Raw genomic sequence first — 23,189 nt, 5'->3', positions numbered from 1 at the left:
GTGGTAGCCCGCCCCAGACGGGCAAGAGCGCGCGGGCGTGTGGCTACGGCAATTGCCGTGCCGATCGTGAAAGACACAGTTATTAGGAGGGTCGCACGGGACACAAGAAATCAGCTCCTGTCAGTGAAAAAATGCTTCGGTGAGTGCCGCGACAGCTTCGGGACGCTCAGCCTGAGGATGGTGGGCAGTTCGCCCGAGGACTGCAAGATCGCCGCGGGGTAGTGCGTCGGCGAGTACCGCCGCATATCGGGGGTCGGCAAAGGGGTCGTGACGACCCCACACAACCAGAGTCGGAGCTGACACTGCACCTAAGTCGACACTGGGTTCTTCGACGGCTGACGACACCGTCGGTTTCACCAGTGCAATAGGCGAGATGCTGGCCAGATATCGTGCTCGCACAGTTGATTCAGGGACCGAATTAGCTTTGTACCACTCTAATTCGGAAATCAACGCTCGCATCTTGTCCTGCGTGGGGCCGATGCCTCCGTAGTACTTGATACGCGCTCGCACCCCGAGTCCCGGATCAATGTGCAAGCCAACCGCATCCACGGGAGCAGGCACCGGCTGACTGCCGATAACAACTATTCGCCGCAGCCGTTCGGGTCGCAGCGCCGCCAGTCGCAACGCCACCGTCCCACCCAGCGACTGTGCCAGGACGTCGACGTCCTCGAGTTCAAGCCGCTCCAACAACCCGTCGAGAGCTTGGGCCGCTGCAATCAGCCGAGGAGTTGAAGCTGCTACGACGGGTTCGGAACCTCCGTAGCCCGGCAGGTCGACCCACAACCATCGACGGTCTGGCCTTCGTGACATCACCGCCGAAAAATCCGACGCGGCATGACATCCCGGACCGCCACCATGGAGCACCACAGTGACAGGGCCGGTTGCACATCCGGCCCACCCATGCGCCAACTGTGGAATCACGCGGCTGGAATCAGTGACCAATGCGTCGTTCTGTCGGCTGGACAACAGGAGCAACCTGTTCGACGTGTCGGCGCCACGCAGTGATGGACAGATCCGGCCGATACAGCCTCTCCGGCGGTGCGTCCGTCACGTTCACCATCCAGGCATCCTGACGAGTGAACTGACCGTGGAACAGCCACCTGAACGCAGCCAGATACTTCGCCTTGAAGGCCAATGCTGTGGCTCCCGTTTCGAATCGCACCATCAGCTGCACGTAGCGCACGTGATCGGCGTCGACCGGGACATACCATTCGTAATGGATGAACTTCGGGTATGCCACACGAAGAAGACCTGGCATCCGAACCGACACAAATCCTGGGATGTCCAGCGCCGCAATGACCGGGTTCGCATCTCCGTTCTTGCCCGGGTGGTCCGGTAACGGAATTCGCTTCCACCACCTCTTGTTGGTGAAAGTTCCGAGGCCTGGGAACTCCGCCTCCCAGTGCAGCTCGTCCTGCACGCGGACCAGCCACCCGTCACGTTCGACGATGCGTGTCTTGTTCCATGTGGGCATGACCTTGAACAATCGCCACAGCGCGGTGTTGTGGAGGTACTTTGCGTGTCCTTCATCGAACCCGTTCTCAGTTGCGAACCGCCAGTTGCCCTTCCGGACGTCATTTCGGCCACCGAGCACCAAAGCATTCTCGGTCAGTTCCGTCGGGATGTCCCGCTCGACAGGTGGGGGTTGTGTTCCCGACGGAACCTCTCCGATATATACCCAGAGAAGCCCCAAGCGTTCTTCGACCGGATACGTCGCAACCGCCATTTTTCCGCAGATCGGACTGTCCGGGCCATCGGTGATGACTGCTTTGAGTTTCCCGTCGTCCAGACCGAATGTCCAACCGTGGTAGGCACAGCTGATGGTTCCGGGAAACTCCCGTCGCCCGTTGGCTAGCGGAACGCCCCGGTGAGGACACCGATCGTGAAGTCCGCGCACAACGTCACCGTCGCGGATCAGAACGATGCGTTCACCCGCAAGTGTAATGGGAACGGGTTTTTCGCCGACCTCATGTGCCCACATAGTCGGATACCAGTAGTCCCGAAAGCCCTGCGCAGCAGAGTCATAGGTCGGCCATGCCGACCAATCTGCCCCGTCTTGCACCGGCGGGCCGGGTTCGGGGGGCGTTGCGGCACGGACTCCGTTACGGGAGCGCGCCGGCCTTCGCGGCGCGACATCGGGGGTGGGCGCGACATCGGGGGTGGGAGAGCTCGGTGCGGTCACAAATTCCTCCATGGGGATGCTTTAGGTACGTGGGTAGTTCAACAACGCTCGCCCGCAGACACAGTCGTCACAGGTCGAGCACGAGCTCCGCGCCGTGTGCGCGTGATACGCAAGGAAAAACGATGTCGGTGCGGTCCGAGTCGGTCAACGCGTCCCGATGCAACGGCCGGCCCGCAAGCACGCGGGTTTCACAGCTTCCGCAGACCCCGTCCCGACACGCGTTCGGAAGAGCAACTCCGGCAGCATCGAGCACATCAAGGGCGGAACTGTCGGCCGGCACCATGAGCCGCTGACCCGATCTCGCCAACACCAACTCGAAAGCCTGTAGATCAGCCTCGCCGTCACGTGGTCCGGCAGCAAATCGCTCGACCTGGAGAGTTCCCGACGGCCAAGTGGTGCAACGCTTTTCCACTGCAGCGATGAGCGCTTCAGGCCCGCAGCAGTACACGGCCCGACCCTCGATCGGCGAAGCGAATGCGCTGTCGAGGTCGAGGTGACCGTTCTCGTCGAAAGGCCGGACCTCTACGCGATCACCGTAACCCGCCAGTTCCGCGAGGAAAGCCATCGAAGCACGAGACCTCCCTCCGTACAGTAACCGCCAATCGCCGCCTTCTTCGTGGAGTCGCCGGATCATCGGCAGTAGCGGTGTGATGCCGATCCCGCCCGCGATCATGAGATAGCTGTCCGCCTCGGCAAGTGGGAAGTTGTTACGTGGACCACCGACCTCGACCAGATCTCCCGGCCGCAGCACCGTGTGGACATAGCGAGACCCTCCCGACGAAGCCCGTTCGCGGAGCACAGCGATCCGGTAGCTGTGACGCTTCTGTGGATCTCCCATCAAGGAGTACTGCCGAATGTGGTCCGGAAGCCCAAGGTCGATATGCGCACCGGGCTCCCATGCGGGCAGGAGTCGACCATCGACATCAGCAAGTTCCACGCTGATCACACAATCCGATTCCTGACGCAGAGCTACAACTTGGAGCTCCAAAACGTCTGTGCCACCGTCAATCATGTTCACCTCCAAGTTTCGTACAACGTACGGTACTCAATACGCCAGAAGGGCGCAACACTTAATTTCGCAAGCTCCCAGCGACGCAGCCAGACATCGAACTCCAAGCGGAAATGCCGTCCGATACGCTGTACCGACAGATATGCAAGGAGCCCCATGACCCCGCCGCAGAAGCGAACTCAGCGTCGCGACACGTCGCTCACCACCGAGCGAATCATCACGGCTGCCCTGCAGATCTCCGACGCAGACCCCAATCTGGAACGGCTGACCGTACGGCGACTAGCTGCCGAATTGAATGTCGGCACAATGACGCTCTACAGCTACTTCCGCAGCAAAGAGGACATCCTCGACGGAATGGCAGACCACGTACTCGGACGGATGCAATTGCCGTCCGAGCCCGATTCCGGCCCGGCAGAGGCATTGCGAACCGTCGGGCACGCATTCCTGTCGATAATGCGAGATCACCCTAGCGTTGTCCGACTGTTCGCGAGTCGCATCACCGACAGTCGCACTGCACTACGAGGTGCAATGGAAGCAGTACTTCAGCGATTGGTGGATTCCGGCATTCCCGGGCCACAGGCCGTCCAATGCTACGGCTTTCTCATCACCTACGCGATCGGTTTCGCCAGCTATCAGACACCACGACCATGGGGCCGGCTCACCAACGACGAAGGTACGGAACAACTCAGGCAGCGAAGTCATTTCTATGCCGGGCTACCGATCGAGGAATTCCCGCAGGTAGTCAACCTCGCGGACGAAGTCGCGGAACTACCCTACGACTCGACATTCGATGCAGGACTCGAAGCGTACATCGATGCCACAGTCCGCACCCTTGCGCCGAGATCCTGAACGTTCGTCGACTGATTGCCGAAGCCTGGATACATCCCCACTCGAATACGGCACGGGACTTCCGCAGCTTTCCCCACCGTTGATGTTTCGACAGAGTTAAATGTGCCGGCGCTGAATGTGCCGCCATCGGCGGCAGCCTGAAGGTCCCCGGAACCGGGGCAAGGAAACGGTACGTGAGCACCCCACTTAACCTGTGCGACTGTCGAATTCAACTCCAATTCGCGCAACTTCCAGCATGAACACCATGCGCCAGGCGCTGCAAATATTCTGCGTTTCCGCGCGCAGTCACGAGGGTCGACCACACCGTATCTACCCACCAATCCCGCCATATCTCTTGACAGCCGGACGTAGCCCGTACATAGTACCAATCAATGTACGGCCAGTTGCCGGGGTCGCACGGTCTCAACCAGTACTCGTGATCCACCCACGCCCTGTCGATCGCACATAGTCGAATTATGTTCAGACAGAACATAATTGCTCAGAGTTGAGGACCTCGACAGGTCAGGCACGACATCCCTGTTCGCTTGGCCGAGCATCGGCCCGTCTCTCGGAGGACGCACCATGTCCCTCTCGACCCAGCCCGCCACCCACAAACGAGCAAGAAAAGCCGTCTTTGCCAGCTGGATCGGCACGACGATCGAATACTACGACTTTTCCGGATACGGACTCGCAGCATCGTTGATTTTTCCGACGCTGTTTTTTGCCGGAACAGATCCAGCCATCGCAACGCTGCTGTCCTTGTCCACATTCGCGGTTGGCTACATCGCAAGGCCCATTGGCGCAGTTGTCTTCGGGCACTTTGGTGATCGCATAGGTCGAAAGACGACGCTGATCGTCACACTCATCCTCATGGGGGCGTCGACCTTCGCAATCGGAATCCTGCCGACCTACTCCCAAATTGGAGTGGCGGCTCCAGCCCTACTGGTCATAGCCCGACTGTTACAGGGTTTTTCCGTCGGAGGCGAATACGGCGGTGCGGTCTTGATGACCGTAGAACACTCCAGTGGGCGCAACCGCGGATTCCTCGGTTCTCTGATCAACACCGGCGCCACCGCCGGTCTACTCCTTGCCAACCTCGCTTTTCTTCTGGTCTTCCAACTCCCCGACGAGCAATTGATGTCATGGGGATGGCGAATTCCGTTCCTACTCAGTGGCATTCTGGTGATCGTGGGGCTCGCGGCTCGAATTGCACTCGAGGAGACGCCTGCATTCGCCGAAGTAAAACAAGACGGTGCGGTGGAGCAACGACCAATAGTCGACGTCATGCGCAACCACCTCAGAACGGTTCTTCTGGTGGCATTAGGCATCATTGCAGCAGGAACCGCGTTCACCATGACCACGGTGTTCTCCTTGAGCTACGGTAAGAATGCTCTTGGACTCAGCAGCAGCACTATGCTCGCGGTCCTGCTCCCGTCCACTGTGGTCATCCTGGTATGCCTACCGCTGTTCGGAAAACTGGCAGATCGTGTCGGCATCCGAAAGGTCTTCCTGAGTGGTGCGGTGTCATTGATCTTTCTGCCGTTCTGCTGGTTCACACTCCTCGACACCCGCAACTACGGCGCGATGCTGCTCGGTTTCGCCTTGCTGTTCGTCGGATACTCCGCGAACTACGCGGTGGTTCCCGTGTACTTCTCCCAAGTCTTCCCTCCCGCAGTGAGATTCACCGGCATGTCGGTCGGCCTCACGATTGGACTCATCGCCGGAAATGCAATCGCACCTTCCATATCATCGCTGATACTCGATGCGACGGGAGGCTGGATGCTGATCGCGCTATATATGTCTGGCACCGCTCTGATTTCAATCGTCGCAGGAATCTTCCTGAAATTACCCACCACCACTGTCAACCAGACCGACTCGGTGTCACCCCACACCGCCGAAACCATTGTGAGTTGACCATGCCCACAACTGAGCTACGCCACGGTTTTGCCGACACTCGATACGGACAGGTCCACTACGTCGAGCACGGCAACGGACGCCCCGTGATCTTGCTCCATCAATCCCCGCGCAGCTGGGACGAATTCCGCGAGGTCCTACCACTTCTCGGAAACGAATTCAGGCCAATTGCAATGGACACCTTGGGATTCGGAATCTCTGCACGCCCAGCCGATCCATGGTCCGTGGAAATGTTCGCCGCCGGCGTCATCGATCTGTGCGACTACTTAGGCCTCGAACAGGTAATCCTGGTCGGCCACCATACCGGAGCAGTGGTCGCAGTCGAGGTAGCCGCATCAGCACCTTCGAGAATCGGAGCCCTCGTCCTGTCGGGCATGCCGTTCGTGGATGCCGAACGCCGCGAAGCTGTCGCCCGACGACCTCCTATCGACCACGTTGTTCCTCAGCCGGATGGGTCGCACCTGCAACAACTCTGGGACAATCGCGCTCCGTACTATCCTGCGGACCGTCCAGATCTGCTCGACCGTCTGGTTCACGATGCCGTCGGCGTCCTGGACCGCGTCGAAGAAGGACATGTCGCGGTGAACCGTTATCACATGGAAAAGCGGATCGGCCTGATCACGTCTCCAACATTGGTCCTCTGTGGCGAAGAGGACATATTCTCACTTCCCGATCAATCCAAGGTCGCCGCTGCGATACCCGGAGCACGTGCCGCCGTACTGCCTGGAACGGGCGTCCCAGCTGTCGATCACAAACCCGCACAATTCGCGGCGGCCGTCCGCGACTTCGTTTCGAGTCTGTCGTGACAACGACACCCACACAACCTGCACTTTGCGCATCATCCAATGGAGACTTCGACATGGAAATATCAAGCCGCACAATACCTCTTAGTGAAACGTCGATGTCATATCACGTGTCGCAGCCGAACTCTGCGGGCACACCGATCGTGCTATTGCACCCCTGGTTCGGATGCTGGCAGTTCTGGAAGTCAGTCATGACCAGCCTCCCCGATCGTCCGTGCTATGCCGTCGACTTCTACTCACCGGCCACCGGTGACTGGTCCACCGTAGCCAGTCCCACGGACCTAGCCGACACCGTCATCTCCATGCTCGACTCGGAAAACCTCGACCAGGTGGACCTTATCGGTAACTCCGTCGGCGGCATCGTCGCACAGATCATCGCTGCCATTGCGCCAGAACGGATACGTCGGTTGATCCTGGTCGGAACAGGAGCGAACACAACTGGCGCATTACCTGGTTTCGCTGCTGCCGTTGATCGATGGACGAAAATTGCCCGAAGCGGCGACGTCCCCTCGCACGATACGGTCGAGGACACCGTGCGTATGCTCGTCACCTCGCGACCAGACAACGCGACGTGGGATTCGTACATCCAAGCGGTAAGGGAGACAGATCCGACGTACATCACCGCTGTCCTGCTCGCAGCACGAGAACTCGACCTCACCCCGCAACTGCACAGGATCTCCGCGCCCACATTGATAATACGAGGAAGCGAGGACTGCGCGCGTACCGCCGAACACTCCGCTGCGCTCGCTGCCGGGATCCCCACAGCTCGGTCGATCGAGATTGCAGGTGCTGGTCATTCACCCATGGTCGATCATCCGGCCGAATTCCTTCGGCTTGTGGTCGACCACCTCGACGCAGTCATACCCACGTCATGAGTCTCGGATTCGGACATATCACCAGGATCGGCCATCTCTACCCGTCAGGAGGCTTGTGCGACTACGAATTACAGCTGATGGCCCCCGATGGCGTGCAGTTCATCACGACTCGACTGCCATTTGCGACCACCGATATCGAAGGGGACCGTCTGCTCGTCAAATGGCTCGAATCGTACGTCGGGTTGCTCGCCGACGCCCAGGTCGACATCATTGCACTCAACTGCACGGCGGCTACCATGCTCGTCGGCCCTGAGCGACTGAAAAAGCGGATCTACGATGCAACGGGAATCGAGGCTGTGACCACGATCGAGGCAGTGATGGCTGCACTTGCAACAACCGGCGTCCGTCACCCCGCCCTGCTGACCCCCTACCCGGAGGACGTTGTCGAAGCAGAAGTATGTTTCCTTCGATCTGAAGGTATCGAGGTAGTCACCCACCTCGGCATGCCGCGTCTGACACCGGTAGAGCAGGCGATGATCGAGCCCGGGCAATGGCGCGACCTAGCCGCCACACTGGACCGAACCAAGATCGACGGCCTACTCGTGAGCTGTGCAGGCGTTCGAATCGCCGACGAAATCGAGTCCATCGAGCGCCAACTCGATCTGCCCGTGATTACCAGCAACCAGGCTCTGCTGTGGCACTTGCTCGAGACTCTCCGCATTCCTGAACGTCCTCGCGGATACGGCTCTCTACTCGCAGGACTACACCCTGAAACCCGGCAAGCGCGTGTGCATTAATCACGCTGCGCACTCGGACTACACAGGTTCAGCGCTCAGAATATTCAACGCCTTCGGCACCGCTTCGATGGTGATCGGCAACGGCCCCACTCGGTCGCCGTCGGCGTACGCGATGATGCCCTCGGAAATAAGCCGGACCTTCTTGGATCGGTACGTCTGCACTGCATCCAAATGGATGTGCGTTCCTTTGTAGACCCGCGGAAAGAGTCGCACCAGACGAAAGCGTGAACCATGCCCGACGACAGTCAGATCCAGCAGACCGTCCGTCTTCGACGCCCCTGGGGTAATGAGCATGCCGCCACCGTACGAGCGCCCGTTACCCACCGCGACAAGCGTCGCGTCCATGACGATCACCTCGTCGTCGAGTTCGATCCGGTACGGCAGCGGCCGCATCTTTGCCAACTCGGCGAGCATCGCCAGGTTGTAGCGCATCCGCCCTTTCGGCCAGGACATCTTGTTCGCCCGCTCACTGACCAACGAGTCGAATCCGCTGGCGATGATCGTGCCCGACCACACCACGGACCCGTCGTCCATCGTGATCTTCGCGAGATCGGACTGCTGCACGATGCCGTTTGCGATCACGTCGGCAGCAGCTTCGGGATCACCTGTGGGAATACCGAATTCGCGGGCGTGATCATTTCCCGTGCCCGCCGGAATGAGTCCGATCGGCGTGTCTGTCAGCGCTGCAGCTTGCAGTCCGATACTGATGGCACCGTCCCCGCCGACCACCACGAGAGCGTCGGTACCGTCTGCGATTGCCCGGCGTGCCAATTTCTTGGCGTCGTCCGCGTCGGTGCCGATGATCTCGGTTACCGCAACTCCACGTTCGCGCAGTCGCGCAACACCTTTGCGGCCGGCAGTGGGCGCATGCCCATGTCCCGCCATCGGATTGATCAGGACGGTTACCTTCTCGATCTGACTGCGGGTTTGGCTCAAGGAATCAGCTTTCCAGGATTGAGGATGCCGGCGGGGTCCACTGCATTCTTTACTGCGCGAAGAATATCAGCGCCCAATTCGCCGATTTCGTCTTTCATCCACGGCCGATGGTCCGCACCGACCGCGTGATGGTGGGTAATCGTGCCACCGGCAGCGATGATGGCGTCACCGGCAGCGGTCTTCGCCTTGTGCCACTGAGCGATCGGATCTCCGGTCTGCGCGCACACGACGGTGAAGTACAGAGACGCACCCGTCTTGTAGGTGTGCGAAATGTGGCACATCACAAGCGGCTGAGTACCCTGCTCGACCAATGCCTTGGTCAACGCCTCCGTGACCGAGGAGCGCAGGTTCGCAAGGTTGCCCCACGTTGTTGCTGTCTCGAGGGTTTCACACAGAGCGCCGACGTCGAGCAGAGCGTCGCGCAGATATGGCGCGTCGAATCGTCCGTGTTCCCAACTGTTTCCCGGATCCTCGCCGAGCGACGTTCCGCCGTGCGCCGTGAGAATTGCGCGGGCTTCTGCCATCCGCCCTGCGGTGTGCGAAGCCGTTCCTTCGTAGGTGGTGATACCAAGGCAGCCTCCGGTGAAAGCGTTTTCGCCGATTTTGTCGGTGGTCGCCAGGTTCACGCCGCTTTCCGCTTCGTCGGACAACCTCAGTACGGTCGGAGCCGAACCTTCCTGGACAAGCTCACGCAATGCTGCTGCGCCGGTCGCGAAGTCGGGGAAACTCCATCCCTCCCGCACTGTCGTCTCGGGCAGTCGGTGGACACGCACACGGACGTGTGTGATGACACCGAAGGTCCCCTCGGAACCGACGAACAGCTCGCCGAGATCCGGACCGGCCGCAGACGCCGGTGCCCGCCCCGTCTCGAGCGTTCCGCTCGGGGTGACGACGGTGAGGCCCTGGACCATATCTTCGAAACGTCCGTAACCGGCCGACGCCTGGCCCGAGGAACGCGTCGCCGCGAACCCACCGAGTGTGGCAAAGAGAAAGCTCTGCGGGAAGTGTCCGACGGAGAATCCGTGCTCGTGCAGTAGCTCCTCGGCGCGGGGTCCGGTAGTTCCACCACCGAAGGTCGCGATGCCTGATTCCTCGTCGAGCGAGACGAGCTGATCGAAACGTCGAAGATCGAGAGAAAGAACCGCGTCGAACCCGTTCTTGATGGGATCCAGTCCGCCGACGACGCTCGTGCCGCCGCCAAACGGGACTACCGCAATCCTGTTGGTCGAGCAGTACCGCAGAACTTGCTCGACCTCCGCGTCTGTTCCTGGTGTGACAACGGCATCCGGCGCGTCCTGCGGGTCAGTGCTGCGACGACGCAGCAGATCCGGGGTGCTCTTGCCTCCGGCCCGAAGAATCCGATCCGAATCTTCTGTTGTCACGTACTCCGCACCGACCACGTCAGCCAGCGCTTCGACGTGCGCCGGGGAAAGAGCGGACGGCGTCACTCGCACGTCCTCAATGGCTTGTCGGGGTTGCTTCGGGGCCGACACACCAAGAAATCCGGTCAACAGCGCTATGACCGCGTCCGACAGCTCACGCTTCTTTGCCGGATCGCCCCACGCGTCCCATTGCATCGGCGGTTGCAAGGCAGATTTCTCGGTACTCATAGCTACCAGTGTTACACATTGACGCAATGTGTAAACATAGGTGGGTCGATCATCCCATTGTCTTGGAACCATCGATCGCTTCACGAAGCATGTCCGCGTGGCCCGCATGCTGGGCCGTCTCGGCGATGATGTGCAGCAACGCACGACGCGCCGACCAGCGTGCACCAGGCTCGAACCACGGCGCCGACGGCAACGGATGCGAGAGGTCGAGGCTGTCCAAGGATGCCACCACCTCATCCGTCCTGGCAGTAATCTGCTCATATTCAGCCACAATGCCGGCCAATGTTTCGCCCGCCACCATCGCGAACTCCTTCGCGCGCTCCTGTTGCATCTCTTCCGACCACTGGGTGGGATCGAAATCTCCGCCCAGACCGGACGGCCCCTCCAGGATGAAGTCGACCCAGCCCCGCTCTGCCCGACCCACGTGCTTGATCAATCCACCGAGGCACAGTTCGCTCGCGGTCGGCCTTGATGCCGCCTGTTCGTCGGTGAGGTTCTTGACGGTGAAGAGCAGGAATTCACGATGCTGACGCAGGCTCTGGAGGAGATCTGCACGTTCGCCGGTGACGGTGAGAGTCGGTGCGTTCATGATGTTTCCTTCGGTAGTGGGTTCAAGCTCTGTGAGAACTACGTTAGAACCCATTGCGGACAGAAACGGTCCTCATTAAAAACTTCGCCACAAAAAACTCCCGGCATCCACCTGGTTGGTGGATGCCGGGAGTGTCAACCGAACTGGAACGAAGATCAGACGGTACGAGCCAAACGGTCAGCCAGCAGGCGCGTGAAGTGCGCCGGATCGCTCAACTCGCCACCCTCGGCGAGCAACGCCATCCCGTACAACAACTGTGCTGTCTCCGTGAGGTTTTCAGCATCGCCGTCGGCCGCCTGCGCATCGCGCAGACCCGTCACGAGCGGATGCGACGGGTTGAGTTCGAGGATCCGCTTGCTGTGCGGAACCGGCTGACCCGATGCCCGATACATCTTCTCGAGGGTCGGCGACATGCTGAATGCGTCGCCGACAATGCAAGCAGCCGACGTGGTGAGTCGCGTCGAGAGTCGCGTCTCCTTGATATCGTCCGACAGGGTTTCGGTCAGCCACGTCAAGAGCGCACCGAATTCCTTTTCCTTCTCTTCACGCTCGGCTTCGGCAGCCTTCTTCTCGTCCTCGGTGTCGAGGTCGACCTCACCCTTCGCGATCGACTGGAAGGTCTTGCCGTCGAAGTCCGAAACCGCGTCGACCCACATCTCGTCGACAGGATCGGTGAGAATCAGAACCTCGAGGCCCTTGGCCTTGAAAGCCTCCATGTGCGGGGAGCTTTCGATGAGGTGGCGAGATTCGCCGGTCATGAAGTAGATCTGTTCCTGAGCGTCCTTCATGCGCTCGACGTACTCGGCGAGCGTGGTCACGCCATCTTCACTGTTGGTCGAGGCGAAGGACGAGATGTCGAGCAACGTCTTACGGTTGTCGGCATCGGCCATCAGGCCTTCCTTGAGCGCGCGGCCGAACTCGGTCCAGAAGGTCGAGTACTTTTCGGGCTCGTTTGCCTTCATGTCCTTGATGGTCGAGAGGACCTTCTTGGTCAGTCGACGACGGATCGCCGAAATCTGACGATCCTGCTGCAGAATTTCACGGGAGACATTGAGCGAGAGGTCTTGTGCGTCAACTACACCCTTGACGAAACGCAGGTAATCGGGCACCAACTCTTCGCAGTCGTCCATGATGAAGACGCGCTTGACGTACAGGTGGATGCCGGCCTTGCGCTCACGCATGAAGAGATCGAACGGTGCCGTCGACGGAATGAACAGCAGCGCTTGGTATTCGAAAGTACCCTCGGCCTTCATCGGGATAACCTCGAGCGGCTCGTCCCAGGCGTGGCTCACATGCTTGTAGAACTCCTTGTACTCCTCCTCGGACACTTCGTCCTTGGAGCGAGTCCACAACGCCTTCATCGAGTTGATCGTCTCGGTTTCGATCGTGACCTCGGGCTCGTCACCCTCGGCCGGCGTCGACGTGCGAGCGACATCCATGCGGATGGGCCACGCGATGAAGTCGGAGTACTTCTTGACCAGTTCCTTGATCTTCCATTCCGACGTGTAGTCGTGCAGGCCGTTCTCGGAATCTTCGGGCATCAGGTGCAGTGTCACGGAGCTGCCCTGCGGCGCCTCGTTCACATGCTCGAGCGTGTACGTACCCGCGCCGGTGGACTCCCAGCGCGTCGCATGATCTTCACCGGCGCGGCGGGTCAGCAACGTGACCTTGTCCGCGACCATGAACGTGGAGTAGAAACCGATGCCGAACTGACCGATCAGCTCCTCGGAAGCCGCAGCGTCCTTAGCTTCCTTGAGCTTGCGACGCACCTCGGCGGTGCCGGACTTGGCGAGCGTGCCGATCAGGTCGATGACCTCGTCACGCGACATACCAATGCCGTTGTCGCGGATCGTGAGCGTGCGCGCGTCCTTGTCGATGTCGATCTCGATGTGAAGATCGGAGACGTCGACATTGAGGTCTTTGTCCTGGTATGCCTCGAGACGGAGCTTGTCCAGCGCGTCCGAAGCGTTGGAGATCAACTCGCGAAGGAAACTGTCCTTGTTCGAATAGATTGAATGAACCATCAAATCCAGCAGCTGACGTGTTTCTGCTTGGAACTCGAGCTGCTCGGTATGCGCGGTCACTTCGATCCCCTTCTCTTCTCGTTACTGGTCACAGGGATTTTACTCGACCTCGGATACGGGGATCCGGGCGCTTGCAGTGCGCCTTTGTCAACCGCCCGCGGTTAACAAAGGCGCACAGCAGAATCACGCCTCCCCGTTGCTGGACTTCTCGACCACCCAGGCTGCGATCTGCGTGCGCGAGGTGAATCCGAGCTTGGTGAGTATGTGCTCCACATGGCCCTGCGCGGTGCGGAGCGAGATCACCAATTTGGCAGCGATTTGTTTGTTCGTGAGTCCCTGGGCGACCAGGTCGGCGACCTCACGCTCACGCTTGGTCAGCACCACCGACGGCCCCGTTTGCGTCGCGTCCAGAGGCTGCCGGCCGAGCGCAAATGCGACTGCTCCCTCCATGGTCATGAGTCGGCCCTGCCGGACTGCAGCCTTGAATGCCTTCTCCCCCAATGCACGTCGCGTCGCCGTCTCGCATTCCTCGTGGTAGGGCTGCAAGGTGGGGAACACGATCGTGACACTGCCTACCGAGTGACCCAATTCCTCTGCAGCTCCCATCAGCACGGCAGCGCGTCGAGGATTCGGTTCTTCGGCGGCAATCCAGGCCAACACCTCCAGACAGGCTGCACAGGTGAGTGGAGAGTTCACCTGTTCGGTGAGCTGCAGTGCCTGCCCGAGAAACACCACCGCTCGATCTTGGTCACCTTGCCTCCACACCGCGACCCCCATGGCCCACAACGTGTATGAGCGATACACCGATTCGCCGTGAGATTCGGTGATTGTGAGCGCTTTTTCGTAACAGCCGATCGACCGCCTCGATTCGTCGAGCATCTCGTACACCAACCCGAGTGTCTGCAGCACACCGACTTCCAGAACGAGGTCGCCGTGTACGTCGAACACTTCGAGTGCATCTTCGAGGCGTGCGGCGGCACGGGGAAGATCATCGCGGTACAGCGCAAGCATCCCGTCTGCATTGTCGAGAAGAGCGTGAATAAGGGGATCGGTGAACTGCTCGGCAAGGGCGCGCCCCTCTTCTATCAGCGCAGTCGCCGCCAGCAGATCGCCCTGCACCGCCGCTAGTAAGCTGTCCGCGTATATCGCCCGAATACGTTCCGCCGTAGGCTTTCCGGCGTCGCGGGCGAGAAAATGGTCGAGCCAATGCCGAGATTCACCGTACAGACCGCGGGTCAGCGAGAACTGGTACAGCGCGGTAGCCATGCGTAGTCCGGCGGCGACACCCTCGTCGTCGGACAGACCGTACTCCAGCGCTTCCCGTATGTTCGGCCGCTCCCGATCGAGTCGATCGATCCACTCGAGTTGCCGAGGACTGATCCATTCCGTCTCCGCGTCGAGCGTCAACTGCTGATACCAGTCTCGGAGCCGGCGGCGCAGTGCCTCGTAGTCGCCAGCCTCCTGGATCTTCTCGCGGCCGTAGTCCAGAAGTGTCTCGAGCAGCCGGAAGTGGACCACTGTGTCCGATTCCTCGCGGATCAGGATCGACTTGTCCACCAGCGACCCCAGCGTGTCGAGTAGTTCCTCCGACGACAGATCACCACCGCATATCGCCTCAGCCGCATCGAGTTCGAAATTTCCGGCAAAGACCGACAGCCTGCCCCACAGCAACTGCTCTCGGGGAGTGCACAGGTCGTAGCTCCAGTCGATACTCCACCTCAAGGTTTGCTGCCGTGTCGGAGCGCCCCGGCTGCCGCGGGTCAGGAGCGCGTAGCGATCGTCCAACCGCGCCAGGATCTGCTCGGGCGCCATCGCCCGAAGCCTGGCAGCCGCCAACTCGATTGCCAGCGGCAGACCTTCCAGGCGCTGGCAGATCCGGGCCACAGTTGCCTTGTTCTCCTCCGTGATTTCGAAACCACGGACCGCAGCGGCTGCCCGTTCGGCGAACAACGTCAACGCGTCATATCGGGGAAGTCCCCGCAGTGACGGCTCCCGATCCGGGTCGGGGACTGCGAGCGGAGACACGCGCAGTACCGATTCCCCACCGATACCGAGGGGTTCGCGCGAGGTGGTCAGGATCCGCAACTCCGGGCACGCGCGCAGCAATACTTCGACCAACCCTGCCACCGCGTCGATCACCTGCTCGCAATTGTCGAGAACCAGCAGCAAAGTCCGAGTAGCCAGGAACTCCACCAGAATATCCTGCAGCGGCCGAGGCGACTGGTCACGTACGCCGAGGGCGGCAGCCACCGCGCCGACCACCAACGACTCGTCGTGCAACTCGCCCAACTCGACCAACCACACACCGTCGACGAAGTCCTTCTGGACATTCGCGGCGACGCGTAACGCGAGACGCGTCTTACCCACACCGCCGATTCCCGTCAACGTCACCAGACGCGACACCGATAACAGATTTTTCACCTCCGCCAGCTCGGTGCGTCGACCGACAAAGCTGGTCAGCTCCAGCGGCAGATGTTTGTCGGCCCGCCGAACCACGGGCGATGCGGGTGGACGCCATCCGCTCGGCTGCGGATCTCGCGGGTCGGTCCCCTGTTCGGCGCGTAGCGCCATGCTGTCGGCCACCAATCCGTGGCGGACCTGCAACTCCCGCAGTTCGTCGCCCAGTACCGACGTGGAAGGACGGTCGAGCGGATCGCGGGACATTGCCTTCTCTATGACGCCACACACGTCGTCAGGGAAGCCGTGCTCGCGCATGTCCGGCAGCGGTTGCGCGGTGATCCGCAGGAACTGAGCAACAACCTGCTCGCCGCTGCGGCGCTCGAAAGCCGCGTGACCGGTGAGCGCGCTGAACAGCGTGGCCCCGAGCCCGTACACGTCGGATGCGGGACTGGGCGGTTCACCGCCGAGCACCTCCGGAGCGGTAAAGGCGGGCGAACCTGTGACAGTGCCGGTCGCGGTCTTGAACCCGTCTGCGATGTGTGCGATCCCGAAGTCTGCCAGGGCCGGTTCACCGTAGTCGGTGAGCAGAATATTGGCCGGTTTGACGTCGCGATGCAGGATGCCGAGCCGATGTGCGGTCTCGAGCGCGCCTGCCATCTTCACTCCGAGCCGCAGGACTTCCTCCAGATCGAGCGGCCCGTTCTCGCGAATCCTGGTGTCGACGGACCCCTGGCGGTGGTAGGGCATCACCAGGTAGGGGCGACCGGTGTCGGTGGTTCCGACCTGCAGGATGCCCACGATATTCGGGTGTCCGGTCAGGCGCCCCATAGCCCGCTGTTCCCGAAAGAAGCGAGCCCGATTCTCCTCGTCGAGGTGGGCGGTGAGGACTTTCACCGCAACCGTGCGATCCAGTCCGATCTGGGTGCAGCGGTACACCACACCGAAGCCTCCGCGTCCGATCTCGCGGGCATCGTCGAATCCCGCCGCTCGCAACTCATCCGCTATGAACGGAAGCATGTCACGGCGCGTCTGGAGTGGATCGTTCTCGGTCATCGTCTACTTCGATTCCGCGGCATCATCGATGATGCACCGTCGCGTTACCTCTCGATAATGTTCCCACTCGGGTATGGCCGTCAACGCAGCGCACGTCCTCGGCCCGCGCACAGACGCTCCGGAATTACGACGTGCACTCCGAAACTGACACAGGTACTCACAACACTCAAAATGTGATACATATCACTTCATTTTGACGATTAATTTCAGTCCACAATGTCCCACCTGCCACCTATCCAAACGTCCAGGTCAGTGCCCTGACACATCGAATAGCGTCGACCGTTCCCTGGCTGTAAAACCGATAGCGAGATGCTTCCATGTGACTTCGACCACCCCGAACGTTACGACCGATCGATAACACCCACTCGAACACCAGTTCTCGGGAAGAACCACACGCACCAACCCCGACTTCATGAGTGAAGGACATGCATGCTGTTACCGATGGCACCCACCGATTCACTGTTTCTGCTCGGCGAGTCCCGCGAGAATCCGATGCACGTCGGTGGCCTGGCGATCTTCACCCCACCAGACGGAGCGTCCGCAACCGATATGCGCGCGATGTTCGATATCGCCCTCACCGGCGGCAAAGTCGCCGAGGTCTTCCGGAAACGGGCGCGGCGATCCCTCACCTCGCTCGGCCAGTGGGGATGGGAAACCCTCGCCGACAACGAGATCGACATCGAACACCATGTGCGCCGCGACGCACTTCCTACCCCGGGCGGCATGACCGAACTCACCGCATTGGTGTCGAGGTTGCACGGCACTCTGCTCGACCGCAGCCGCCCACTCTGGGAAATGCACCTGATCGAAGGCCTCGCCGACGGCCGTTACGCCGTGTACACCAAGATTCACCACGCCCTCGCCGACGGAGCCAGCGCGATGAGACTGCTCCGCGAGAGCATGAGTGAAGATCCCCATCGTCGAAACATGTCCGCTCCCTGGCAAGTTCCGCACTCACTGAGGTCGGTACCGACACCCGTCGCGGCACAGTCCAGCGCGCAGGAATCCGATCGAACGTCCCTGCCCCGCACTTTATGGGGAGTATCTCGCGCCGCGGTCAGCGAGGTGGCCGGATTGATACCGACGACGGTCCGCACCATGGACCGGGCCGTACGCGGCAAAGGCAGTGCCGTCTCGGTGACCGCGCCGCACACGTTGTTCAACGTCCCGATCGGTGGAAGCCGCCACATCGCCGCCCGTTCCTTCCCCGTTGAACGGATCCGATTGCTGGCCAAGCACTCCGATGCCACCATCAACGACGTCATCCTGGCAATGTCCGCCGGGACCCTACGCCACTACCTGTACGAGCGGGATGCACTTCCATCCGCCCCGCTGGTTGCCATGGTCCCGGTGTCATTGCGCGCCAACGACAACGCCGACGATCGCACCCCGGGCGGCAACCGGGTGGGACTGCTCATGTGCAACTTGGCAACTCACCTCGACGACCCCACGTACCGACTCGAAGTGATACGTCATTGCATGAATGAAGGAAAAGACGCACTGCGCGCGATGACTCCCGCTCAGGTACTCGCAATGAGCGCCCTCGGTATCGCTCCCCTCGGGATGGAAATGCTTGTCGGGCAGCGCGGACCGCAGCGGCCACCGTTCAACATCATCATCTCCAACATTGCCGGACCACGTACACCGTTGTACTGGAACGGATTCCGGCTCGACACCCTCCACCCACTGTCGATTCCGACAACCGGACAAGCACTCAACATCACCTGCACCAGCAGCGACGATCAGATCTCGTTCGGGCTTACCAGCTGCCGGCGGGCCGTCCCGGACCTCAGTCCCCTGCTCGATCACCTCGGCACCGAACTCGAACTCCTGGAAGCCGGCGCCGGCCTGTAATCCATCGCTCCTGCAACGATCGTCACATCCGCAACCAGGACAGGGACTTCACCATGGGCATCCAGATTCCGCAATCCCCGACATCCCCGGTAGCCGCCACCTACGCCGCCCCACGCAGTGGAGCAATCAGTACCGCAGAGATCAAAGCTCGGATCGAGGCCATGTTCGACGACCGTGATCGAGGCAGCGTGGCAAGAAATACCGTCTGACACGGTCTCTGAATAGTGCTGTTCTGCTTCTATAGAGAACATGCAGACAGCGATGACAACAACCCGACGACTAGCTCTGCGTCGACTCACGACGGTTATCGGGGTGGCGGGAATCGTCGTCGGGCTTGTTGCCTTGATCGCAACGCGGCTTACCGTGGAGCGCAATGTGGTGATCGTTCTGGCGTCCTTCGCACCGATGACGATGATTGCTCCCCTGGTCGGTGGGGTGATCTGCGGCTTCGGCCGACGCTGGATCCTGTGCGCCGGATCGGCGCTAGTCCTGGGCCTGTTCGTGTGGTCGGTGGGTCCGCTGTACGTGGGTGGTCCGACCGGCACCGCGCACGGTCCGTCGATCCGTCTCATGCAGGCCAACCTCATGGTCGGGGAAGCAGACCCCGAATCACTTGTCGCGACCGTCCGCGATCGAGACGTGGATGTGCTGACAGTGCAGGAGTTGACGTCGGGTGCCGCCGACGCGTTGAAAACCGCTGGACTCGAGGCTATTCTGCCCCATCAGTTCGTGGTTCCCTATGGCGGCGGTGGTGGTGGAGCAGGAATCTACAGCCGGTTCCCCCTGACTGACACACGAAGTTTGGACGGTTTCTCCCCCGAAACCTTGGCGGCCGAGTTGAACGTCGGCCTGCCGCAACCGGTCACGCTGTTTGCCGTCCACACGGCACCGCCGTATATCTCACCCGCCTCGGTGTGGGCAGCGGAACAACGGAGGCTAGGTGACTACCTCGCCGATGTCGACGGTCTCGATAACGTGATTGCGAGTGGAGATTTCAATGCAACTTACTCACACAAGGAGTTTCGCGATCTCCTCACGGACGGGTACGCCAGCGCCGCCGATCAGGTCGGTGCGGGCCTGATCCCGACCTACCCGACCGACAAGCCGTACCCCGCGATTGTCGGTATCGACCACATCCTCACCAGAGGCGCGGTGGCGACGTCACTCGAACGTATCGACGTCAGAGGATCCGACCATCACGGTCTGATTGCCGACATCACGATGGCGTGAAGTTAGCTGAGCAACCGAGCTTTTGCCGCCGCAAATTCTTCGTCGGACAGCACTCCCGATTGATGCAACCGTCCTAATTCCTGAAGCTTCGAGACCAGGTCGTCACCGGCCGGCGGTGCTGCCGGGGCGGCCTGTTGCTGCTGCGGCGGCGCCTGTTGCTGCTCGTACTGCTCGTACTGCGCCTGCTGCTCGCTCGCCTTCCGTTGGCTGCGTCGATCCATGGCGTTGGACGTCGCCTTTGCTGTTCCGGCCACAACCGCTGTGCGCGCGACGGTGCCGAGCAATCCTGGCCGCCCTCTGCGTCCACCTCGAAAAACCATGCTGATCTCCTTTAGCTGATCAAAGCGCCGCAGCGACTGCGGCCACTACGACGTCGTGTGGGATCTGAACGTGGAGAACTACCTCGCCACCGCCCGCTCGGGCCTTGGTGGTGAAGTCCCGCGCCCAGGTCTGCTCGTAGACGATGACTGCCGCGGAGGTACCTGGTTCCAGAGACTCGCGAACCACGTCGAGGTCCTCGTCGCTGATCAATGCTTTTGCCTCGATCGACAGGATTGCCAGGCCGATGTCGGTGAGGTCTTCGTCGACGTCGACCTGCCTGATGTTGCCGTCGAGATCTTTGGCGATGTACACGAGATCGAGCAGGGTCACGAACCCACGCTCGACGATGTTCTGCAACGCGGCGACGGTATCCGGGTCAACTCTCGCACCTGGGAACCCCAGCACCACCAATTCGACCGGGCCGATATTCAATGGATCGCTCATCCATCAAGCGTGGTACGAACGCCGGTGCGCTCGCCTCACCCGTCGCGGATGATTTACTGCCTACGACCTCGCAGTACCTCGCGCACCGGGCGTACGCGAACTCCATCTTCCGCAAGTTGGCGTCGCGCTTTGCCCCGGGTGACGAGCACACCGATGATGCCGAGAATCCACACCGGGTACTGAACCAACCAGGCCACCCGGAAGCCGTCGAAGGTATAGCCGCCCATGTGGCCGAGAATCACACCCATCACCTGGATCACGATCAACGAGGCCAGGAATCCACCGATGTTGACCATTCCCTGAGCTGTGCCCATCGCCGAGCTCGGGTTGAATGTGCGGGCATAGTCGAAGCCGATCACCGAACCCGGACCGCCGATTGAAATCACGATGATCAATATCGTCAGCAACCACAGCGGTGACGGTTCGCTGCGGACCAACACGATCGTCCACATCACCGCACTGCTCACCATGATGGAAAGAACGAGCCAGGATCGGCGCATCGGATACCGACCGGTGAGGATGCCGAGTACGGGGCCCGCGACGATGGCAGAGATCACCGACAGTGTGAGCAGCGAACCGACCGTTGCGGCGTCGAGTCCTTGCGCCGACGACAGGTACGGAACTCCCCACAACAACGCAAATGTCGTGATCGAGAACTGCGTACCCATGTGGCTGAAGAACCCGAGGCGTGTACCCGGACGCATCCAGACCGTCTTGATCTGGCGGCCGATCTCCTTTGCCCCGGCGGGAACCGCCACTATTTCGGCGCCCGGTGGGGAATCGCGAATCAGGCTGAGTGCCAATACAAAAGCGAGGAGGCCCAAGCCGGCGGCGCTGCCGTAGGCGAGTGTCCAACCGGTCCCGGTCAGCAACAACATGAACGGCAAAGCCGAAAGCACTTGTCCCAGTTGACCGAGAATGCCCGTGAACTGCGACACGAGTGGCACCTGTCTCGGCGGGAACCACTGCGGAACCAGTCGCAGCACGGAAATAAAGGTGAGTGCGTCGCCGGCTCCCACGGCGATGCGTGCGCCAATCGCGACGGGCAGCGATTCCGTGAACGCCAACGTCAACTGCGCGCACGTCAGGATGAACGCGCCGACACCGATCATGATGCGCGAGCCGTATCGGTCGAGCAGCACACCCGCCGGGATTTGCATGCCCGCGTACACCACGATCTGCAGGACCACGAAACTCGACAGCACACTGGGGGTAATCGAAAAACGTTCTGCTGCAGCCAGACCCGAGACACCAAATGAAGTGCGGTGAAGCACGGCGATCACATACGCAAATACACCGACGCCCCAGACCAGCCACACTTTTTTCATCGCGCAGTTATGTTACTCCTAGTAGTTCGCCAGGCTCACGACGTGACTACTCGCGTCCTTGCGAGATCCAGTTCAGATCTGCCGAGCGCTCCCCCTCGGTGATGGCCGCAAGCGCGTCGAGTCGGGCGACCTGATCGTCGGTCAGCACGATGTCCAACGCGCCGGCATTCTCGCTCACCCGCGCCGCAAAACGGGTGCCCGGAATGGACACCGACGGCAGACCGTAATGCCGTCCCTTCGCGTCGAGCCACGCCAGTGACACCTGCGCCGGAGTCGCTCCTGATTCGGCGCCCACTTCGCGCACGACGTCGAGCACCTTCTGGTTGGTCACGAGCGCTGCGTCCGTGAAACGCGGGAAGCGTCGACGCAGATCGTTCTCGCCCCACTCGTTGGGATCGAACGAGCCCGCGAGGAACCCTCGTCCCACCGGAGAGAACGGCACAAATCCCACGCCGAGTTCAGCGGCGGCGGGCACCACTTTGTTCTCCACGTCGCGACTCGAGATGTTCCACTCGGACTGGATCGCCGAGATGGGGTGGACCGCATACGCGCGACGCAGTTCGTCTCCCGTTGCTTCCGAGAGTCCGATGTGCCGGATCTTGCCGGCCTTTACCTGCTCTGCCATCGCGCCCACCGTGTCCTCGATCGGAACGGTCGGGTCGACACGATGGAGGTAGTACAGGTCGACATGGTCGACGCCGAGACGCCCGAGCGATTCGTCGAGTGCTTTCGCCACGTATGCCGGGTCGCCGTTGATTCCTCGCTGACCAGCTGACAAGCCACCCACCAGTCCGAATTTGGTGGCCAACTGAACCTCGTCGCGCCGACCTTCGAGCAATTTACCCACGGCCAGCTCGCTCGCACCGTCGCCGTAGATGTTTGCGGTGTCGATGAAGGTGATCCCGATATCCACCGCATGATGCAGCGTCGCGAGTGCTTCTGCCGGATCCACCGGCCCGTACACGGGGGCTACCGACATAGCGCCGTAGCCCTGTGCGCTGACGGTGAGACCTTCGGCCAGGGTGACGGTGGAAACAGGCATGAACACTCCT

20 protein-coding genes are annotated in these 23,189 nt (G+C 60.9%); 8 read left to right on the top strand and 12 right to left on the bottom strand.

The genetic code is table 11. The annotated features are described in order from the left end of the window. Positions 1-120: 120 nt before the first annotated feature. The 3 genes from ACFRFQ_RS11545 to ACFRFQ_RS11535 form a co-directional block, all read right to left on the bottom strand. Positions 121-864: an alpha/beta fold hydrolase gene (locus ACFRFQ_RS11545; protein ID WP_378657435.1), complete on the bottom strand. Its 744-nt coding sequence runs from the start codon at positions 862-864 to the stop codon at positions 121-123. Positions 865-931: 67 nt separating this feature from the next. Continuing rightward, positions 932-2,182: a Rieske 2Fe-2S domain-containing protein gene (locus ACFRFQ_RS11540; RefSeq protein ID WP_378657037.1), complete on the bottom strand. Its 1,251-nt coding sequence runs from the start codon at positions 2,180-2,182 to the stop codon at positions 932-934. 67 nt (positions 2,183-2,249) lie between these two features. Further along, a complete protein-coding gene (locus ACFRFQ_RS11535; RefSeq protein WP_378657035.1) occupies positions 2,250-3,194 on the bottom strand; it encodes a PDR/VanB family oxidoreductase in 945 nt (314 codons plus the stop codon). Between the two features lie 153 nt (positions 3,195-3,347). Between ACFRFQ_RS11535 and ACFRFQ_RS11530 the strand changes: the two genes are divergently transcribed. From ACFRFQ_RS11530 to ACFRFQ_RS11510, 5 genes are all read left to right on the top strand, one after another. Then, complete coding sequence (locus tag ACFRFQ_RS11530) at positions 3,348-4,040, top strand: TetR/AcrR family transcriptional regulator (protein ID WP_378657032.1); 693 nt, start codon at positions 3,348-3,350, stop codon at positions 4,038-4,040. Positions 4,041-4,601: 561 nt separating this feature from the next. Next, the gene (locus ACFRFQ_RS11525; protein ID WP_378657030.1) at positions 4,602-5,933 is read left to right on the top strand and encodes an MFS transporter; all 1,332 of its coding nucleotides are present in this window, start codon (positions 4,602-4,604) and stop codon (positions 5,931-5,933) included. 2 nt (positions 5,934-5,935) lie between these two features. Next, positions 5,936-6,739 (top strand): alpha/beta fold hydrolase, encoded by an 804-nt coding sequence (locus ACFRFQ_RS11520; RefSeq protein WP_378657027.1) that lies wholly within the window; start codon positions 5,936-5,938, stop codon positions 6,737-6,739. Between the two features lie 53 nt (positions 6,740-6,792). Continuing rightward, positions 6,793-7,611 (top strand): alpha/beta fold hydrolase, encoded by an 819-nt coding sequence (locus tag ACFRFQ_RS11515; RefSeq protein ID WP_378657024.1) that lies wholly within the window; start codon positions 6,793-6,795, stop codon positions 7,609-7,611. Then, positions 7,608-8,348, top strand: a complete 741-nt coding sequence (locus ACFRFQ_RS11510; protein WP_378657021.1) for a hypothetical protein — start codon at positions 7,608-7,610, stop codon at positions 8,346-8,348. The genes ACFRFQ_RS11515 and ACFRFQ_RS11510 overlap by 4 nt, the downstream gene beginning before the upstream one ends. 18 nt (positions 8,349-8,366) lie before the next feature. On the opposite strand, the gene ACFRFQ_RS11505 is transcribed toward ACFRFQ_RS11510, so the two are convergent. The 5 genes from ACFRFQ_RS11505 to ACFRFQ_RS11485 all read right to left on the bottom strand — a co-directional run bounded on the left by ACFRFQ_RS11505 (position 8,367) and on the right by ACFRFQ_RS11485 (position 16,960). Beyond that, complete coding sequence (locus ACFRFQ_RS11505; RefSeq protein WP_378657018.1) at positions 8,367-9,284, bottom strand: diacylglycerol kinase; 918 nt, start codon at positions 9,282-9,284, stop codon at positions 8,367-8,369. After that, positions 9,281-10,894, bottom strand: a complete 1,614-nt coding sequence (locus ACFRFQ_RS11500; RefSeq protein ID WP_378657015.1) for an FAD-binding oxidoreductase — start codon at positions 10,892-10,894, stop codon at positions 9,281-9,283. Before ACFRFQ_RS11500 ends, ACFRFQ_RS11505 begins: the two co-directional genes overlap by 4 nt. A gap of 49 nt (positions 10,895-10,943) precedes the next feature. Continuing rightward, positions 10,944-11,483, bottom strand: coding sequence for a DinB family protein (locus ACFRFQ_RS11495; protein ID WP_378657013.1), 540 nt, complete (start codon positions 11,481-11,483; stop codon positions 10,944-10,946). Between the two features lie 155 nt (positions 11,484-11,638). Beyond that, positions 11,639-13,567, bottom strand: coding sequence for a molecular chaperone HtpG (gene htpG, locus ACFRFQ_RS11490; RefSeq protein WP_378657010.1), 1,929 nt, complete (start codon positions 13,565-13,567; stop codon positions 11,639-11,641). Positions 13,568-13,690: 123 nt separating this feature from the next. Then, entirely contained in the window at positions 13,691-16,960 is a 3,270-nt protein-coding gene (locus ACFRFQ_RS11485; protein ID WP_378657007.1) for a protein kinase, read from the bottom strand. A gap of 429 nt (positions 16,961-17,389) precedes the next feature. Here ACFRFQ_RS11485 and ACFRFQ_RS11480 point away from each other — a divergent pair, with 429 nt between their 5' ends. Genes ACFRFQ_RS11480 through ACFRFQ_RS11470 form a run of 3 tightly spaced genes read left to right on the top strand, consistent with a single transcriptional unit; the run spans position 17,390 to position 20,044 of the window. Continuing rightward, positions 17,390-18,814 (top strand): wax ester/triacylglycerol synthase family O-acyltransferase, encoded by a 1,425-nt coding sequence (locus ACFRFQ_RS11480; protein WP_378657004.1) that lies wholly within the window; start codon positions 17,390-17,392, stop codon positions 18,812-18,814. A gap of 53 nt (positions 18,815-18,867) precedes the next feature. Then, positions 18,868-19,023, top strand: a complete 156-nt coding sequence (locus tag ACFRFQ_RS11475) for a hypothetical protein (RefSeq protein ID WP_378657001.1) — start codon at positions 18,868-18,870, stop codon at positions 19,021-19,023. Between the two features lie 52 nt (positions 19,024-19,075). After that, complete coding sequence (locus ACFRFQ_RS11470) at positions 19,076-20,044, top strand: endonuclease/exonuclease/phosphatase family protein (RefSeq protein WP_378656998.1); 969 nt, start codon at positions 19,076-19,078, stop codon at positions 20,042-20,044. Positions 20,045-20,046: 2 nt separating this feature from the next. Here the strand turns inward: ACFRFQ_RS11470 and ACFRFQ_RS11465 are convergent, their stop codons facing one another. The 4 genes from ACFRFQ_RS11465 to ACFRFQ_RS11450 are packed head-to-tail and all read right to left on the bottom strand — an operon-like array spanning position 20,047 to position 23,179. Beyond that, the gene (locus tag ACFRFQ_RS11465) at positions 20,047-20,364 is read right to left on the bottom strand and encodes an SHOCT domain-containing protein (RefSeq protein ID WP_378656995.1); all 318 of its coding nucleotides are present in this window, start codon (positions 20,362-20,364) and stop codon (positions 20,047-20,049) included. Between the two features lie 19 nt (positions 20,365-20,383). After that, positions 20,384-20,809 (bottom strand): DUF6325 family protein, encoded by a 426-nt coding sequence (locus tag ACFRFQ_RS11460; protein WP_378656993.1) that lies wholly within the window; start codon positions 20,807-20,809, stop codon positions 20,384-20,386. 53 nt (positions 20,810-20,862) lie between these two features. Further along, positions 20,863-22,137, bottom strand: coding sequence for a nitrate/nitrite transporter (locus ACFRFQ_RS11455; protein WP_378656990.1), 1,275 nt, complete (start codon positions 22,135-22,137; stop codon positions 20,863-20,865). A 46-nt stretch (positions 22,138-22,183) separates the two neighbouring features. Further along, the gene (locus ACFRFQ_RS11450) at positions 22,184-23,179 is read right to left on the bottom strand and encodes an aldo/keto reductase (protein ID WP_378656988.1); all 996 of its coding nucleotides are present in this window, start codon (positions 23,177-23,179) and stop codon (positions 22,184-22,186) included. Positions 23,180-23,189: the final 10 nt, after the last annotated feature.

Origin of the sequence: Rhodococcus sp. NPDC056743, assembly GCF_042790355.1 — a bacterium.
Lineage (GTDB): Bacteria > Actinomycetota > Actinomycetes > Mycobacteriales > Mycobacteriaceae > Rhodococcus_F.
The sequence above is the reverse complement of the archived record's forward strand: the minus strand, read 5'-3'. Positions and strand labels throughout refer to the sequence as shown.